This window comes from Rhizobium sp. PAMB 3174 (genome assembly GCF_052908375.1).
The window spans coordinates 2,255,374-2,271,174 of sequence record NZ_CM128608.1 but is presented as its reverse complement, the minus strand read 5'-3'; the positions used below and the strand labels follow the sequence as shown (position 1 = coordinate 2,271,174).

Annotated in this window: 15 protein-coding genes; 4 read left to right on the top strand and 11 right to left on the bottom strand. The window is 64.2% G+C overall.

Annotated elements, in window-relative coordinates; all coding sequences use genetic code 11:
* Positions 1–198: 198 nt before the first annotated feature.
* Positions 199–1,599 carry a cysteine--tRNA ligase gene (gene cysS, locus ACU5AY_RS10835; RefSeq protein WP_446826207.1) on the bottom strand — a complete coding sequence of 467 codons (1,401 nt, stop codon included), beginning with the start codon at positions 1,597–1,599 and terminating at the stop codon, positions 199–201.
* Positions 1,600–1,849: 250 nt separating this feature from the next.
* Between cysS and ACU5AY_RS10830 the strand changes: the two genes are divergently transcribed.
* Positions 1,850–2,599, top strand: a complete 750-nt coding sequence (locus ACU5AY_RS10830; protein ID WP_446826206.1) for a GH25 family lysozyme — start codon at positions 1,850–1,852, stop codon at positions 2,597–2,599.
* Positions 2,600–2,736: 137 nt separating this feature from the next.
* Here the strand turns inward: ACU5AY_RS10830 and ACU5AY_RS10825 are convergent, their stop codons facing one another.
* The 7 genes from ACU5AY_RS10825 to alr all read right to left on the bottom strand — a co-directional run bounded on the left by ACU5AY_RS10825 (position 2,737) and on the right by alr (position 11,404).
* Positions 2,737–4,548 carry a methyl-accepting chemotaxis protein gene (locus ACU5AY_RS10825; protein WP_446826205.1) on the bottom strand — a complete coding sequence of 604 codons (1,812 nt, stop codon included), beginning with the start codon at positions 4,546–4,548 and terminating at the stop codon, positions 2,737–2,739.
* 159 nt (positions 4,549–4,707) lie between these two features.
* Entirely contained in the window at positions 4,708–5,448 is a 741-nt protein-coding gene (locus ACU5AY_RS10820) for an SDR family NAD(P)-dependent oxidoreductase (RefSeq protein WP_446824728.1), read from the bottom strand.
* A 70-nt stretch (positions 5,449–5,518) separates the two neighbouring features.
* The gene (gene purF / locus ACU5AY_RS10815) at positions 5,519–7,009 is read right to left on the bottom strand and encodes an amidophosphoribosyltransferase (protein WP_446824727.1); all 1,491 of its coding nucleotides are present in this window, start codon (positions 7,007–7,009) and stop codon (positions 5,519–5,521) included.
* A 131-nt stretch (positions 7,010–7,140) separates the two neighbouring features.
* On the bottom strand, positions 7,141–7,734 hold the full coding sequence (locus ACU5AY_RS10810) for a CvpA family protein (protein WP_446826204.1): 594 nt from the start codon (positions 7,732–7,734) through the stop codon (positions 7,141–7,143).
* Positions 7,735–7,832: 98 nt separating this feature from the next.
* Complete coding sequence (gene radA / locus ACU5AY_RS10805) at positions 7,833–9,236, bottom strand: DNA repair protein RadA (RefSeq protein ID WP_446826203.1); 1,404 nt, start codon at positions 9,234–9,236, stop codon at positions 7,833–7,835.
* A 215-nt stretch (positions 9,237–9,451) separates the two neighbouring features.
* Entirely contained in the window at positions 9,452–10,066 is a 615-nt protein-coding gene (locus ACU5AY_RS10800; RefSeq protein ID WP_446826202.1) for a LysE family translocator, read from the bottom strand.
* 183 nt (positions 10,067–10,249) lie between these two features.
* On the bottom strand, positions 10,250–11,404 hold the full coding sequence (gene alr / locus ACU5AY_RS10795; RefSeq protein ID WP_446826201.1) for an alanine racemase: 1,155 nt from the start codon (positions 11,402–11,404) through the stop codon (positions 10,250–10,252).
* Between the two features lie 115 nt (positions 11,405–11,519).
* On the opposite strand from alr, the gene ACU5AY_RS10790 reads away from it, so the two are divergent.
* From ACU5AY_RS10790 to ACU5AY_RS10780, 3 genes are all read left to right on the top strand, one after another.
* Positions 11,520–12,377, top strand: a complete 858-nt coding sequence (locus ACU5AY_RS10790; RefSeq protein WP_446826200.1) for an AraC family ligand binding domain-containing protein — start codon at positions 11,520–11,522, stop codon at positions 12,375–12,377.
* A 133-nt stretch (positions 12,378–12,510) separates the two neighbouring features.
* Positions 12,511–13,164, top strand: coding sequence for an AzlC family ABC transporter permease (locus tag ACU5AY_RS10785; RefSeq protein ID WP_446828993.1), 654 nt, complete (start codon positions 12,511–12,513; stop codon positions 13,162–13,164).
* Entirely contained in the window at positions 13,161–13,466 is a 306-nt protein-coding gene (locus ACU5AY_RS10780; RefSeq protein ID WP_446826199.1) for an AzlD family protein, read from the top strand. The genes ACU5AY_RS10785 and ACU5AY_RS10780 overlap by 4 nt, the downstream gene beginning before the upstream one ends.
* An 8-nt stretch (positions 13,467–13,474) precedes the next feature.
* Here the strand turns inward: ACU5AY_RS10780 and ACU5AY_RS10775 are convergent, their stop codons facing one another.
* From ACU5AY_RS10775 to ACU5AY_RS10765, 3 genes are all read right to left on the bottom strand, one after another.
* Entirely contained in the window at positions 13,475–14,134 is a 660-nt protein-coding gene (locus tag ACU5AY_RS10775; RefSeq protein ID WP_446826198.1) for an amino acid ABC transporter permease, read from the bottom strand.
* On the bottom strand, positions 14,131–14,802 hold the full coding sequence (locus tag ACU5AY_RS10770) for an amino acid ABC transporter permease (RefSeq protein WP_446824719.1): 672 nt from the start codon (positions 14,800–14,802) through the stop codon (positions 14,131–14,133). Before ACU5AY_RS10770 ends, ACU5AY_RS10775 begins: the two co-directional genes overlap by 4 nt.
* An 89-nt stretch (positions 14,803–14,891) precedes the next feature.
* Entirely contained in the window at positions 14,892–15,686 is a 795-nt protein-coding gene (locus tag ACU5AY_RS10765) for a transporter substrate-binding domain-containing protein (protein ID WP_446826197.1), read from the bottom strand.
* Positions 15,687–15,801 lie beyond the last annotated feature (115 nt).

The following is a 15,801-nucleotide window of genomic DNA, read 5'->3' as shown; positions in this document are numbered from 1 at the left end:
GGGGAGATTGGACGCCAGCGAAGCTGCGCAGATCGTCGCAACTGTCGACGAGATGAGAATAGGAACGAATTCTCGTCGCAGATGCAACCCTGTGGCGAGAGCTGGAGAGGCCGGAGTGTAGACAGTCGAGCCCGCGCGCCCCCGATCTCCCCCCTTGCGGGGGAGATGTCACGAAGTGACAGAGGGGGGTGGACATCGTCACCGCTTGACCTCCCATGTCGTCATCCGTTCGCCCGTCTCCGGGTCCTTGCCGTCCTTCAGCTGGATGCCCTTGGCCAGCAGGTCGTCGCGGATCTTGTCGGCTTCGCCCCAGTTCTTCGCCTTGATCAGTTCGAGACGCATGGCGACGAGGGCGGCGACCGCTTCACTGAGATCGTCGCTGACTTCGGCCTTGGCCGGCAAGACACCGAGGAGTGCGGCGGATGCGGCAAATTCCGGCGCATTCGTGCTTGCCAGATGGTGCAGAGCCTGGATGGCGGCAACCGTGTTCAGGTCGTCGCTAAGCGCTTCGAGCACGGATGCGTGGACGTCGCCGTCGGCCACGAGACCGGCAGGCCATTTGGCCAGCATGCGTTCCGCTTCCTCCAGCCGCTTGATCGAAAAATCGATCGGCTCGCGGTAATGCGTCATCAGCATGGCCAGCCGCAGCACGTCGCCCGGCCACGTGCGCCCGCCGAATTTCTCCGTCGCCAGCAATTCGTTGATGGTGACGAAATTGCCTTCCGACTTCGACATCTTGCGGCCTTCGACCTGCAGGAAGCCGTTGTGCATCCAGACATTCGCCATCACCGCCGAGCCATGGGCGCAGCGCGACTGGGCGATCTCGTTTTCGTGGTGCGGGAAGATGAGGTCGAGCCCGCCGCCGTGGATGTCGAACGTGTCGCCGAGATAGCGGCCGCTCATCGCCGAGCATTCGATATGCCAGCCGGGCCGGCCGTAGATGTCCGTCGTCGCGCCATCGACCGTGAACTCGGCATGCCAGCCGGGTTCGGTGTCCGCCGATTGCTTCCAGAGCACGAAGTCGGCCGGGTTCTTCTTGTGCGCCTCGACGGCGATGCGGGCGCCGGCCTGCTGGTCGTCGAGATTGCGCTTCGACAACTGGCCGTAATCGGCCATCGAGCGCACCTCGAACAGCACTTCCCTGCCTTCCGATCCTTCCGCCACATAGGCGTGGCCCTTGTCGAGGAGCGACTGGATGATCGCGACCATCTGCGAAATGTTGTCGGTCGCCCGCGGCTGCACGGTCGGCTCCAGCGTGCCGAGCGCCTTCACGTCTTCGAGGAACTGCGTCTCCGTCTTCTCCGTCACCAGCCGGATCGCTTCATTCAGAGGCAGGTTCGGATGGTCGCGCAGCGCCCGCGCGTTGATCTTGTCGTCGACGTCGGTGATGTTGCGGACATAGGTGACGTGATCGGCGCCGTAGACATGGCGCAGCAGCCGGTAGAGCACGTCGAAGACGATGACCGGGCGCGCATTGCCGATATGGGCGAAGTCATAGACCGTCGGGCCGCAGACATACATGCGGACATTGCTCGGATCGATCGGCTGAAAGACCGTCTTTTCCCGTGTCAGCGTGTTGTAGAGCTTCAGCTCGGTCATTCCCAGGTCTCCAAACAAAAGATTTCACCCGGCGGGCCGGGACGTTTGTTCTCTTGCGGATATCGGGAGACGAAAACGGCCAGGCCAGCGGAAAGCTAGCGAATAATAATCCGGCAGATAATGCAGGTGCTCGTTTTCATGGGCCGACTTATCGCGCGCCGAAGGGGTTTGGTCAAGGGGGGAGGCGAGCCGCCGGCTTGCACTCTTCGCGGGTGTCGGGATAACTGGCGGAGAACGGGAGGGATGCTCGATGCGGTGGATGTTTCGGTTGGCGGCGGTCTGCCTTGTGCTCGCTGCCGGTGCGTCGATCTTCTATTTCACCTATGATCGCGGCATGGTGCGGTTCAATTATCCTTCTTTGCAAGACTATCCGGTCCAGGGCATCGACGTCAGCCATCACCAAGGCGATATCGACTGGCGAACGGTGGCCGCGCAGCCGGGCGTCCGCTTTGCCATCATCAAGGCCACGGAAGGCGGAGACTATCGCGATCCAGACTTCAGCCGGAACTGGCAGGCGGCCAAGTCCGTCGACCTGGTGCGCGGCACCTACCACTTCTTCACCTTCTGCCGTCCGGGTGTGGATCAGGCCTGCAACGTCATCGCCACGGTTCCGCGGGAAGCGAGAACCTTGCCGATTGCCGTAGACATCGAATTCGTAGGCAACTGCGACAAGGTGCCGACCCTGGAAGAGCTGTCCCTGGAGGTTACTGCGTTCGTGGACGAGCTGAAGGCCGTCTTCCCGGATAAGCCGATCTTCTACATGAACTCCGAATTCCGCGATCAGTATTTCAACGGCAACGAGAACCGTTTTCCCGATCACTATCTCTGGCTCAGGAGCGTCTTCAAGGAGCCGGAGAACCAGGAATGCGCCCAATGGTCGATCTGGCAGTTTGCGGACAATGCGACGATCAAGGGCATCAATGGCCCCGTCGATCTCAATGCCGTCTGCCCCGATGAGGCCGGGTTCGCCGCGCTCTTTCCGGAACTCGGCGGACAATGAATGCGGCCTGAGCTTCACCGGCAGCCGTAAGGATATCCGAGAGGATGAAAAAATCCGCGTGCCGGGATTAGTCGGCACGCGGATTTCGTATTTGTCGTCGTCGCTGGGACCGCCGGTCCTGCTGACCGTGCCTTAAATCAGGCGGCCCGCCTTGTCCGTGCGGCGCCGCTCGAAAGCGTGAAGCGGGAGAGCATGTCGCGGAGCTTGCGGCTTTCCTCGGCCAGCGTCTGGCTGGCCGCCGAGCTTTCCTCCACCATGGCGGCGTTCTGCTGGGTCATCTGGTCCATCTGGTTGACGGCCGTGTTGACCTCCTGCAGGCCGGTCGCCTGTTCGCGCGAGGCGGTCGCAATCGTCTGGACGTGGTCGTTGACCTTGTTGACGAGGTCCTCGATCTCGGCCAGCGCCTCGCCGGTCGAGCGAACGAGGCCGACGCCGCCCTGGACTTCGCCTGCCGAGGTCTGGATCAGGTTGGCGATCTCCTTCGCCGCATTGGCGGAGCGCTGGGCGAGCTCACGCACTTCCTGGGCGACGACCGCAAAGCCGCGGCCCGCTTCGCCGGCACGTGCCGCCTCGACGCCGGCATTCAGCGCCAGCAGGTTGGTCTGGAAGGCGATCTCGTCGATCACGCTGATGATCTGGCTGATCTTGCTTGATGATGTCTCGATGCGGCCCATGGCTTCGATCGCGTTGCGCACGATGCCGCTCGACTTGCCGGTGCTCGACTTCGTCTCGCCGACCATGCGGCTCGCCTCCGCCGCCCGTTCCGAGGCGGTGCGCACGGTCGAGGTGATCTCGTCGAGCGCCGCCGCGGTTTCCTCGAGCGAGGCCGCCTGCTGTTCGGTGCGGTAGGAGAGGTTGCCGGTCGCCTCGCTGATGGAGGAGGCGCTGCCGTCGATGATCTCGCCGGTATGAACGATCGCCTCGATGACCGATTGCAGCGATTCCGCCGTCTTGTTGAAATCGGTGCGCAGTTCGGCATAGTCGGCGCCGAGGTCGCCGACCCGGGCGGTCAGGTCGCCGTCGGCCAGCCGCGACAGGGCCGCACCGAGGGCGGACATCGCATTGGCCTGCTTTTCGCTGGTGATGCGGTTGGCGTCCTCGTTGCGGGCGCGGGTCTCGTCCAGCGTGCGGCGCTGCTCGGCCTCGCTCTGGCGGAGCATCGCGGCTTCGCGGACAGACTGGCGCAGCGTCTGCAGCGTGCCGGCCATCTGGCCGACCTCATCCTTGTTGCCGGATGCGGCGATCGCGACATCGGTGTCACCGGCGGCAATTGCCCGCATGGCCGACTGCAGTTCACCGATCGGCCCCGTCACGCTGCGCACGATCGCATAGGCTGCGGCCATGACGACGGCCATGGCGCCGAGCCAGAGGGCGCCGTAGATCATCGCATTGCGCCAGAAGAGGGCGGCGAGATCGTCGCCGTAGACGCCTGTTCCGACGACCCATCCCCAGGGTGCAAAGCCTGCCACGTGCGAGAACTTCTCCACCGGCTTGTCGGCGCCGGGCTTCGGCCAGTAATAGTCGACGAAGCCCTGGCCATGCGCCTTGACGGTGTTGACGAATTCGAGGAACAGGAACTTGCCGTTCGCGTCCTGGTTCTGCGAGAGATCCTTGCCGACCAGCTCCGGCTTGATCGGATGCATGACCATCTTCGGCTGCATGTCGTTGATCCAGAAGTAGCCGCTGCCGCCGCCGTAGCGCATCGCGCCGACGGCCGCCATGGCTTCCGCCTGTGCCTGCTCGCGGGTCAGCTGACCCGATTGCTCCAGCTTGTAATACTTGTCGAAAATGGCAAGCGCGTTGTCGTCCATCGCCTGCAGGCCAGCCTTGCGTTCGTTGACCGACGCGTCATAGCTCTGGAAAAGGCTGAAGGTGACGCAACCGCCGAGAATGACCAGCGTCAGGGCGACCAGTGCAAAAAGCCTGGCCGAGATTTTCATGTTTCGCATTTTGGGCCCCAGTATTCATGAATAGTATCAAGAATATCGAGGAAAAATCTTACCGATGACTGAATGCAATTTTAGCTAAATGCCGCCAAGATGCCGAAATGAGCGAAATTATTCGTCTCAATCAGGACTTGTTGCGTGCGTCTTGAGCAAAAGCCCGGCTTAGGCCGGCATGCGATAGTCGAGGAAGCGGCCTTCACGTACGGAAAAAAGCTTGCCGGTTTCGGTGACGTCGGAGCCGGTCAGCGGCAGCAGCGCCTGGGCCACCGTCGAGGGATGCGGCAACGTGTCCTTGTCCTCGCCCGGATAAGCGAGCGCCCGCATGGCGGTCCGCGTTGCGCCCGGATCGACGCTGTTGACGCGCAGCGGCGTGTTCTCGGTTTCCGCCGCCCAGGTGCGGGCGAGCGCTTCCACGGCTGCCTTGGAAGCGGAGTAGGGCCCCCAGAACGGCCGGCACTTGTGGGCGGCGCCCGATGACAGGATAACGGCGCGGCCGGCCCCGGAGAGCTTCAAAAGCGGCTCCAGCGAGCGGATCAGCCGCCATGTGGCGGTGACGTTGATGGTCATGACCTTCTCGAAGGTCTTGGCTTCCACATGACCGATCGGCGAGATGACGCCGAGAATGCCGGCATTAGCGACGAGGATGTCGAGCTTGCCCCAGCGCTCGAAGATCGAGCCGCCGAGCTTGTCGATCGCCGCCATGTCGGTGAGGTCGAAGGGAACCAGCGTCGCCGAGCCGCCGACGGCCTTGATGGCGTCGTCGAGCTCTTCCAGTCCGCCGACCGTGCGGGCGCAGGCAATCACATGCGCACCGGCCTTCGCGAGCTCAATCGCCGTGAAGTAGCCAATGCCGCGCGAGGCGCCGGTCACGAGTGCCAGCTTGCCGTTCAGATCCACGCTCATGTCCTGTCCCCCATATGCGACGAAGCGGCCCGGGGCCGCTTCGCAAAGTCAACGATGTGCCGAGAGCCGTTTAGCCGCTGCCGGCCAGAACGGCAAGCGGGCGAACCTTGTCGGTCGAATCCTGGTCGACAAGGCGGGTCGGGTAGTCGCCGGTGAAGTAATGGTCCGTGAACTGCGGGTTCTTCGGGTCGCGCGGCTTGCCGCCGACGGCCATGTAAAGTCCGTCAAGCGAGATGAATTCCAGCGAATCGGCGCCGATATACTTGCACATCGATTCCAGCGTGTCGTGCTGGTTGGCGAGCAGCTTGTCGCGGTCGGGCGTGTCGATGCCGTAGAAGTCCGGATAGTAGATCATCGGGCTGGCGACGCGGATATGCACTTCCTTGGCGCCAGCCTCGCGCAGCATCTGCACGATCTTGACCGAGGTGGTGCCGCGCACGATCGAATCGTCGACGAGCACGATGCGCTTGCCGGTGATCACGCCGCGGTTGGCCGAATGCTTCAGCTTCACGCCGAAGGCGCGGATCTGCTGCGTCGGTTCGATGAAGGTGCGGCCGACATAATGGTTGCGGATGATGCCGAGCTCGAAGGGAATGCCGCTTTCCTGCGCATAGCCGATGGCCGCAGGCGTGCCGCCGTCGGGAACCGGCACGACGACGTCGGCCTCGACGGGCGCTTCCTTGGCGAGGTTGATGCCGGCATTCTTGCGCGCGGTGTAGACGTTGCGGCCGGCGACGGCGGAATCGGGCCGGGCGAAATAGACATATTCGAACAGGCAGATGCGTTCCGGCTTCGGATTGGTCGCCTTGCGGCTCTCGATCGAGATCGAGCCGTCCGGCTGCTCTTCGCAGATGATCAGCTCGCCGTTCTCCACGTCGCGGACGAACTTGGCGCCGATGATGTCGAGCGCGCAGGTTTCCGAGCAGAAGATCGGCTTGCCGTCGAGTTCGCCCATGACCAGCGGACGGATGCCGTTCGGGTCGCGCGCGGCGATCAGCTTGGTGCGGGTCAGCGCCAGCATGGCGTAGCCACCCTCGATATGCGAGATCGCATCGGCGAAACGGTCGGCCGAAGAGGTGTGCCAAGACCGGGCGATCAGATGCAGCACGACTTCGGTGTCCGAGGTCGACTGACAGATCGCGCCGCTGGCGATCAGCTGCCGGCGCAGTGTCAGGCCGTTGGTGAAGTTGCCGTTATGGGCGATCGCGATGCCGCCGTTCTGCAGTTCGGCAAACAGCGGCTGGACGTTGCGCAGCACCGTCTCGCCGGTCGTCGAATAGCGCACATGGCCGATCGCCATGGAGCCCGGCAGAAGCGCCAGCGTCGCCGGGTCGGTGTAATGGTCGCCGACGAGGCCCATGCGGCGCTCGGAGCGGAACTGCTGGCCGTCGAAGGAGACGATGCCGGCTGCTTCCTGTCCGCGATGCTGCAGGGCGTGCAGGCCGAGTGCGGTCAGAGTGGCAGCATCGCTGTGCCCCAAAATGCCGAACACCCCGCACTCTTCGTGCAGGGTGTCGCCATCGAGGTCATCATCGATGTCTGCAGGGATTGGGAGATTCATGGCCGCCGGTCCTTGGATCACAAAAGAAATAGTGCGGTGAAGGGCGGCGCTATACACCGTCCTGATCACAAAGTGGAGTCCCTATATAGGTCTTTTGCCCCATATTTTGAGGGCTGAATGCGTCGCAGGCCCTAATTGCCTGTCGTGTCGGCCGGAGCGTCTTCCGCCGGTGCCTGATCCGAGGTCGCATCCGCGCCCTGACCGGCGTCCTTCTCGTTGAAGACGCTGGCACGGATCACCTGGGCGAATTCCGTCGGCAGCACGGCCTCGAGCTTCGTAACCATGTCATCGAGGAACGGCTTCGACTTGGCGTTGTTGACCCATTCCGGCCGCTGCTCGGGCGCCACCAGCCAGTTCCAGAAGGCAACGGCGACGACGAGCAGCAGGATGCCGCGGGCGGCGCCGAACAGGAAGCCGAGCGTGCGGTCGAGCGCCCCGATGCGGCTGTCGATGATGAAATCGGCGATCCGCATGGTCAGGAAGGAGATCACGATGAGGGCGATCAGGAAGACCACCGCCGCCGAGCCCGCCGTGGCGATGCGCGTGTCGTCGGTATACTTCATCGCATAGGGCATCAGCAGGCCATAGAGATAATAGGCCGCTGCGGCCGCACCCAGCCAGCTGGCGATCGACAGGATTTCCCGCGAAAAACCGCGTACCATGGCCAGAACGGCCGAGAACAGCACAACGACGAGAACGATACCGTCGAAAATCGTGATGGGCATTCAATTCACTCCATGACTTCGCGCCATGTGCCACCGCATGGGCCGCGGCCGCTCACAGCCTGCACCTATAGCATCGCCGCGCAGAAAGAATAAAGGGGTCAATCCTCATCATCCCCTTGTCTTAACGCGGCTTTCGAGCCGGCGATGCGGGCAACCAGATCGGGAAGGCTTTCGATCTCGCTCCACCGGCGGCTATTGCCCTTCGGAAGGTCGGGAGAGCCCTGCGGCAACACGGCGGAAGAGAAGCCGAGCTTCTCGGCTTCCTTCAGCCGGTTCGCCGTATGCGCCACCGGCCGGATCGCCCCCGACAGGCTGACCTCGCCGAAATAGACGCAGTCGGCCGGCAGCGGCGCGCCGGCAAGCGATGAGACCAGCGCCGAGGCGACCGCGAGGTCGGCGGCGGGCTCGGTGATGCGATAGCCGCCGGCGACGTTGAGATAGACGTCATGCTGGCCGAGCCGCACGCCGCAATGGGCTTCCAGCACGGCGAGGATCATCGACAGCCTGGCCGAATCCCAGCCGACGACGGCGCGGCGCGGCGTGCCGAGCGAGGTGGGGGCGACCAGCGCCTGTACTTCGACAAGCACAGGCCGCGTGCCCTCCATGCCGGCAAACACGGCAGCACCCGGCGATTTCTCGTTGCGCTCGCCGAGGAAGAGTTCCGACGGATTGGAGACTTCGCGCAGGCCGATATCCGACATTTCGAAGACGCCGATCTCGTCGGTCGGGCCGAAGCGGTTCTTGACCGTGCGCAGGATGCGGTAGTGGTGGCCGCGGTCGCCCTCGAAATAGAGGACGGCGTCGACCATGTGCTCGACGACGCGCGGGCCGGCGATCTGGCCTTCCTTGGTGACATGGCCGACGAGCACGATCGCCGCGCCCGTCTGCTTGGCGAAGCGGATCATCGCCTGTACGCCGGTCCTGACCTGCGTCACCGTGCCGGGTGCCGAATCGACGATGTCGCTCCAGAGGGTCTGGATGGAATCGATGATGACGAGATCCGGCCGCTTGCCTTCGGAAAGGGTCGCCAGAATGTCCTCGACATTGGTCTCGGCGGCAAGCAGCACGTCGGTCGAGGCCGCGTTCAGCCGCTGCGCGCGCAGCCTGACCTGCGCCACCGCCTCTTCGCCGGAAACATAGATGATGCGGTGGCCGCCGCGCGACAGCGCCGCTGCCGCCTGCATCAGCAGCGTCGACTTGCCGATGCCGGGATCGCCGCCGATCAGCACCGCGGAGCCGCGCACGAAGCCGCCGCCGGTCGCGCGATCCAGTTCCGAAATCCCGGTCTGGACGCGCGGCGCTTCCTCGATCTCGCCTGAAAGCGTCGTCAGCGCGACGGGCCGGCCCTTCTTCGGCGTCTTGCCGGGCCCGCCGCCGATGCCGCCGGTGGGATCTTCCTCGATGATCGTGTTCCACTCGCCGCAGCCGTCACACTTGCCCGCCCAGCGCGAATGCACGGTGCCGCAGTTCTGGCAGATGAATTGGGTGCGGGGCTTGGCCATGGGCAGAAGGTTCCTGGAGAATCGGAGGGATTCTTAGCGGTTGATCCGCAGAGGGGGCAATGGTGCAAAGCCAAATTGTCCGGACTCGTGCCTGGCAACGGCCCCTGTCGTCGAGAATGATCCGTGACGGCGGCAACAGGCGCCGAACCTTTCCCGCATCAGCGAGCGCTGTCGGGCGGCGGATTCGGCTCCAGGTCGACGCCGTCCTTGAAAGGTCAGCGCGATGCCACGACGGCCGCGCCGGCCCCGATCATCGCGGTCCCGGCCGTCCGGTTCACGCGACGAACCACGATCGGACTGCGCAGCAATCGGCGGGCGCGACCGGCGAGCAGGACATGTCCGCCGATCACCAGCACTTCGACAAGAACGATGACGCCGGCCAGTGCGCCGATGTGGCTGGTGGTGAGGGATGATCCGACCACGTTCGGCAGCAGCGCCACGTAGAAGAGTGGCATTTTGGGATTGCCGAGATTGAGCGCGACGCCTGTTGCGAATACCGGCAACAGCTCCCGGCGCTGTGACACCGGTTGCAATTCCGGCACGACGGGTTCCGCGGTCCACAGCCTTATTCCCATCCAGATCAGATAGGCGGCACCTGCATAGCGCAGAACCATCATCACCCCACTCATGTCCGCAGCGAGCATTGAAAGCCCGAAGACGGAGAGAACGAGGAAAATCAGGATGCCGGCGACCGTTCCGGCTCCATATGCGATGCCCGAGGCTGCGCCATAGGAAATAGTCCGGGCGACAATCGTCATATTGTCCGGACCGGGGCTGGCGGCAAACACGAAGAACGCTACGGCAAAGGCGAGCAAGGTCGAAATATCCATGGCGGCTCCAGGCGTTGGTGGTGCTCTCAGACGAAAAAAGCTTAGCCCAAACGCGTTGAAGGAAAAGATCTGCGTTGCAGGATTTGGGCCCGATTGCTGCAAAAGACACGTGCAGGCGAACCCGATGTCCGCCCTTGCCGAAATGATCACTTTCTCATGGCCCCAATTGGCCCTGAGCAGATTTCAGAGATAGCGGCGCTCGTGCCGCAATCCGAGGCTGGTCAGCATCTCGTAGCCGATCGTCCCGGCGGCGCGGGCGACGTCGTCCAGCGCGATGTTGCTGCCGAACAGTTCGACGTAGTCGCCAGCCCTGACCGCAGTCTCCGGTATGTCGGTGACGTCGAAGATGCTCATGTCCATGGTGATGCGGCCGAGAAGCGGCACCTTGTGGCCGGCGACGAATGCCATCTGGCCGGGAATGTTGGTCGTCCGCAACGGCACGCCCGCACCGGAGCCGGAGCGCAGGTAGCCGTCGGCATAGCCCGCCGCGACGACGGCAAGCCGGCTGTCGCGTGTCAGCCTGTGGGCCGCGCCATAGCTGACCGTCTCGCCGGCTTTCGCATGGCGGATCGTCAGTATCCGCGCCTCGGCGGTCGCCACTGGTCGCATGGGGTTTGCCACACCCGAGACGGCTTCGCCGCCGTAAAGGGCGATGCCGGGCCGGGTCAGGTCGAAGTGGAAATCGGGCCCATGGAACACGCCGGCGGACGAAGACAGACTTGATTCGACGCCTTCGAAAGCGGCGCTAACCGCCCGGAAAGACTCAAGCTGCTTGCGGTTCATCGGATTGGACGGATCGTCGCCGCAGGCGAGATGGCTCATCACCAGCACCGGCGAGAAGCTCGACGGGCGCGACGCGTCGTCGGCCAGCATCATCGCTTCGTCCACCGACAGGCCGAGGCGGTTGAAGCCGGTATCGACCTGGATGGCGCAGGGGTAGTCGCCGAGTTCGGCCGACAGTGCCATGAAGAAGGCGAGCTGTTCTTCCGAGGCGATCACCGGCACGAGGTCGTTGCCGAAGAAGGTTGCCTCCGTGCCCGGCCAGATGCCGGAGAGCACGTAGATGCGCGCGTCCGGCGCGTAAGGGCGCAGGCTGGCCCCTTCGTCCGGCGTGGCGACGAAGAAATCGCGGGCGCCGGCGGCATAGAGCGCGCCGCCGCAATCCTCGATGCCGAGACCGTAGGCGTCCGCCTTGACGACGGCGCCGGCGCGAGCCGAGCCGGAGCGTTCGGCCATGTCGGCCCAGTTGTCGCAAAGGGCTGCAAGGTCGATCGTCAGCCGCGCGGTGGCGGCGTCGAAAGCGTCGGTCTCTTCGGTGAAGGCGTCGATATCATCCATGCTTCCCTGATTACAGATCGTCCCCGCGTCTGACAACGGCAGTGCAGCATAAACGGGTGACGCATGCGCACTTTTGTTCAAGACGATGCCGGCGCGCGCGGTGTATAGAAGGCCCATGGAAATCGTGACGCAGGAACAGGCGACCGAAGCGATGCCGCTGGAAAAGGGTGAGGCGACCCGCTTCTGGCGCGCGCGGCATTTCCGCGACATGGAGTGCCTCAGCGCCACCTTCATCACCCATGCCTTCGCCCCGCATGCGCATGACACGCTCTGCATCGGGGCCATTGAGGCCGGCTGCCAGATCGGCCGCATCCGCGGCGAGAGCAAGGCCGCCGGGCCGGGCGACATCTATCTGATCAATCCCGAAGAGGTGCATGACGGCCATCCCGGCGAGATCGGCTATCGCTACCGCATGATCTATCCCTCTGCCGAGCTTTTGACCGACATCATAGAGGACGTGACCGGAAAGGCCTTTCACGGCACCCCGTCATTCTCGCGCCAGATCCTGAAGGACGAGCCGCTGGCCAATGCCTTCCTCAAGGCGCAGAAGCGGCTGGAAGAGGGGCAGGGCGCGCTGGAAACCGACGAGGGCATGTACGGCGTGCTCGCTGCGCTCTTCATTCGCCATGGCGACGCGGTGGTGCGTCTGCCTGAAAGTCGTGACCAGTCTGCCGTCGGCCGGGCGCGGGCCTATCTCGAAGAGCATTTTGACGAAGACATCAGCCTTGCGGATCTGGCTCGCGTCGCCGGCCTGTCGCGCGCCCATCTGATCCGCGCCTTCCGCAAGGCCTTCCACATGACCCCGCACGCCTATCTCACGCACCGGCGCGTGCGGGCGGCAAAACAGCTTCTCGCCAACGACATGGCGCCCGCCGAAGTGGCGCTCGCCTGCGGCTTTGCCGACCAGGCCCATTTCACCCGCCACTTCAAGGCCCGGGCCGGCGTGACGCCCGGCGCCTTCCGCGCCGCCTGATCGTCCGACATCACTTTCGTTCAAGACCCGGTCCATCCGCCCGGCCTATCTCCGTTCCACCGGAAACGCAGACGACGGGACGAATGACTTGAATGACAGACATCTCACCGAATTTCTCAACGGGTCGAAGGCGATGGTGCCGCTGATCGTCGCCGTCATCCCGATCGGCGCGCTCTTCGGAGCGGCGGCCGCGGCCAAGGGCCTCTCGGCCCTGGAGGCGACGCTGATGAGTGCCCTGGTCTTTGCCGGCGGCTCGCAATTCGTCGCCGTCGACATCTGGACGTCGCCGCCCGCCTGGGTCGCCCTCGGGCTTGCGGCCTTGCTCGTCAATGTCCGCCATGTGCTGATGAGCTTCTCGCTCGCGCCCAAGCTTGAGGCCTTTCGCGGCTGGCGAAAATACGTGGCCGTCCTGTTCCTGACCGACGAGGGCTGGGCGGTTGCCGAAGGCCATGCCGCCCGGGCGAAGCTGACGCCCCTGTGGTTTGCCGGTGCGGTGCTGCCATTCTATGCCGCCTGGGTTTTATCCGGCCTCGTCGGAGCGATAGCCGGCGCCTTCCTCGGCGACCCGAATGCGGTCGGTCTCGACTTCGCCTTCTGCGCAGTCTTCATCGTTCTGGTCATGCGTTTCTGGAAGGGGCCCAGCACCGGGCTGGTGCTGCTCGCCAGCGGCGCGAGTGCCGTCGCCGTGCACCATTTCGTGCCCGGCGTCTGGTACATCCTCGCCGGTGCTCTGGCCGGCCTTGCCGCGGCCCTCGTTGCCCCGGCGCCGAAGGAGGTAGCGGCATGACGCTCGACCCCGCCACGCTTCTGGCCATCCTCGCCATGGCGGCCGCCACGGTCGCGACCCGCATTGCCGGACTGGTCCTCTATAGGTTCGTGACGCTGGGGCCGCGCCAGACGCAGGCGATGCAGGCAATCCCGCCCGCCGTGCTGATGGCCGTCATCGCGCCGACGGCTCTGGCCACAGGACCGGCCGAAACGATCGCCGCCGCCGTCACGGCACTCGCCGCGACGCGCCTGCCGTTGTTGGCTGCGGCGGGGCTCGGCGTCGTGACGGTTGCCGCACTACGGATGCTTCTGCCGTTCTGACGTCCCGGTCAGTGGCGCCCATAGGCGGCGCTGAACTTGCGCTCCAGATACTTGGAGTATTTCGACAGCGGGAAGCAGATGGCGAAGTAGAGGAGCGCCACCAGCCCGTAGACGGTGAAGGGCTGGAAGGTGGCGTTGGTGACGATCGTGCCGGCCTTCGACAGTTCCACGAATCCGATGATCGAGGTCAGCGCCGTGCCTTTGACCACCTGCACGGAGAAGCCGGCGGTCGGAGCGATGGCGATGCGCATCGCCTGCGGCAGGATGATGAGCCGCATCTGCTGGATATAGTTGAGCGCCAGGCTGCGCGCCGCCTCCCATTGCCCGTTCGGAACCGCCTCGACGCAGCCGCGCCAGATTTCGGCGAGGAAGGACGCCGTCCACAGGACGAGCGCGACGCCGGCGGCAAGCCAGGCGGGAACGTCGATGCCGACCAGGCCGAGGCCGAAGAAGGCGAGGAACAGCTGCATCAGCAGCGGCGTGCCCTGGAACAGCTCCACATAGCCGCGGGCGAGCACCTGGCCCGGCTTGAACCTGGCGATCCTGAGCATGAGGATGCCGAGCGCCACCACCGCGCCGCCGACGAAGGAGACGAGCGACAGGACGAGCGTCCAGCGGGTGGCAAGCAGCAGGTTGCGCAGGATGTCCCAGAAGGTGAAATCGGTCATCGCATCTGGCCTTTCGGGAAGAGGGCATGGCCGATCAGCGCCAGCACCTGGCGAAGCAGGATCGCCAGCACGAGATAGATGGCGGTCGACACCATGTAGGCCTCGAAGGCGCGGAACGTGCGCGACTGGATGAAGTTGGCCGCATAGGTGACGTCCTGGGCGGCGATCTGCGAGACGACCGCGGAGCCGAGCATGACGATGACGATCTGCGAGGAGAGCGCCGGCCAGATGCGCTGCAGGGCAGGGACCAGGACGACCAGCCGGAAGGTCTGCAGTGGCCTGAGCGCCAGCGCTGCGCCGGCCTCATATTGCCCCTTGGGCGTCGCCTCGATGCCGGCCCGGATGATCTCGCAGCTATAGGCGCCGAGATTGATGATCATCGCCAGATTGGCGGCTTGAAGCTCCGTCATCTTCACGCCGATCGAGGGCAGGCCGAAGAAGATGAAGAAGAGCTGGATCAGGAACGGCGTGTTGCGGATCAGCTCCACATAGGCGGCGACCGGCGGCTTGGCCCATTTGGGGCCATGGGTGCGCGTCCAGGCGCAGACGATGCCGAACAGCACGCCGCAAAGGCCGCCGACGACGGTCAGTTCGACCGTGATGCCGATGCCCTTGAGGACGACCGGATAATAGTCGGCGATCCAGCTGAAGTCGAAGATGTAGGTCAATGGTGTCTGTCCGCAATGGGGCTGAACCGGTTGCCGCCCCGTCCGGATCGAACGGGGCGGCGGCTTTTCAAGCTGTCAGCGCCGAGACCTTAGAGATCGGCCGGCAGCGCGACGCCGAGCCACTTTTCCGAGATCTTGTTCAGCGAACCGTCCTTCTTGGCCTCGGCAATGATGGCGTTGACCTTTTCCATCAGCGCCGGCTCGTTCTTGTTGAGGCCGACATAGCAGGGCGAATTCTTGATCAGGAACTTCGGCTCCGGGCGCTTCGGCGGGTTCTTGGCGAGGATCGCGGCGGCGACGACGTTGCCGGTGGCGACCGCTTCGACCTGACCGGACAGGAAGGCCGAGATGGTGCCGTTATTGTCTTCGTAGCGCTTTATGTCGGCATCGGCTGGGGCGACCTTCGTCAGCTCCAGATCCTCGATCGAGCCGCGCGTCACGCCGACCGTCTTGCCGGAAAGGTCGGCAGCCGATTCGATCTTGGTGTCGGCCGGTGCGAAGACGCCGTTGTAGAACGGCGCGTAGGGATTGGAGAAGTCGATGACCTTCTCGCGGTCCGGGTTCTTGCCGAGCGAGGAGATCACCAGATCCACCTTGTTGGTCTGCAGATAGGGAATGCGGTTGGCGCTGGTGACCGGCACGATCTCGACCTTCACGCCGAGCTTGTCGGCGATCAGGTTCGCCATGTCGATGTCGTAGCCCTGGGGCGTCATGTCGGAGCCGACGCTGCCGAAGGGCGGGAAGTCCTGCGGCACGGCCACGCGGATTGTGCCGGACTTGGTGATGGTCTCCAGCGCGTCGGCATGGGCAGGGGCGGAAATCGCCAGTGTGCCGAACATGGCGGCAGCAGCGGCGGTCATGGCGAGGAATTGTCTGCGGATCATTTTGCTCTCCTTCATTGTCCGTCATGAAGGAAGCAAGCGGTGTGCCAGTGCCGACCGGGAGGATCGAATACAATTCATGCGGGAGATTGTAGGCGATTTTTGGTCGATCGGCATT